Origin of the sequence: Dietzia sp. DQ12-76 (assembly GCF_014145045.1) — a bacterium.
Lineage (GTDB): Bacteria > Actinomycetota > Actinomycetes > Mycobacteriales > Mycobacteriaceae > Dietzia.
The window spans coordinates 1-1089 of sequence record NZ_JAALDV010000304.1; the positions used below are offsets into that span (position 1 = coordinate 1).

General features: G+C 70.6%; 2 protein-coding genes. One reads left to right on the forward strand and one right to left on the reverse strand.

Annotated features, from left to right (window positions below):
- A partial coding sequence (locus G6019_RS10840) for a LysR family transcriptional regulator (RefSeq protein ID WP_182627573.1) occupies window positions 1-504 on the reverse strand: 504 nt, incomplete at its 3' end.
- Window positions 505-588: 84 nt separating this feature from the next.
- Between G6019_RS10840 and G6019_RS10845 the strand changes: the two genes are divergently transcribed.
- Window positions 589-1089 (forward strand): SLC13 family permease (locus G6019_RS10845; protein ID WP_309230213.1); only part of this gene is annotated, 501 nt, incomplete at its 3' end.

Below are 1089 nucleotides of genomic sequence, written 5' to 3' on the forward strand. Positions count from 1 at the left end.
GTCGCCCGCGCCGCCGCCCGAGCCGTGTCCGGAGCGGCCTTCCCCCGGATGCGTGGTCAGCGCGAGGTCGGCCCGCCCGCTGCGCAGGTGCTCGGTCACCTGGTCGCTGAGGTTGTCCTCCACGTGCACCGCCACGTCGGGGTGGAGCCGCTGGTAGACGCGGATCATCGGAGGCAGCAGGGTCGCGGCCAGGGACGGCAGCGTGGCGATGGTGATGCTCCCCCTGGTGCCGGCGAGGTAGCCCTCGATGTGGGCCAGCCCGGTGTCGACGTGCTCGATCACGCCCCGCGCCACGGTCACCACGGCCTCCCCGTCACTGGTCAGCAGGACGCGGCGGGTGCTGCGCTGGAACAGCGGGGTGCGCAGCCGACGCTCGGCCTCCAGCACGGTGCGGCTGAGCGAGGACTGCGCGACCCCTAGTTCGGCGGCGGCGAGCGTGAAGCTGCGGTGATGGGCGACGGCGACGATGGCCCGGAGGTGATGCACGCCCAGATTCATGCTCATGGCACATGAATCTATCGCTGAATGATGTTGGACTGCATAACGTGAGTCACCTCACACTGTGTGGAGCCGACGAAAGGGGCTCTCGTGCTCGCATGGGCAGGTTTTCTCACCATCGGGGTGATTCTGGCTCTGCTGCTCTCCAACCGCGTGGCGGCGGTGGTGGCGCTGGCAGGGGTGCCGATCGTCTTCGCCCTGATCGCCGGGTTCGGACCGGCGGAGATCGGCGAATTCGTCGCCGACGGGCTGGGCGGCGTGGTCGGGGTGACGGTGATGTTCGTCTTCGCCATCACCTACTTCGGGGTGATGCGGGACGCCGGGCTCTTCGACCCGCTGATCCGGCGCATCGTCCGCTGGGCGGGCAACGCCCCGGTCACCATCTGCGTGGCCACCACCGCGCTGGCGATGGCCGCCCACCTCGACGGCGCCGGGGCCACCACGTTCCTCATCACCATCCCGGCCATGATCCCGCTCTTCGACCGCCTGGGCATGAGCCGGCTGACGCTGAGCGTGTGCGTGGGCCTGGGCGCCGGGACCATGAACCTGCTCCCCTGGGGCGGGCCCACCGCGCGGGCCGCGGCAACCGCC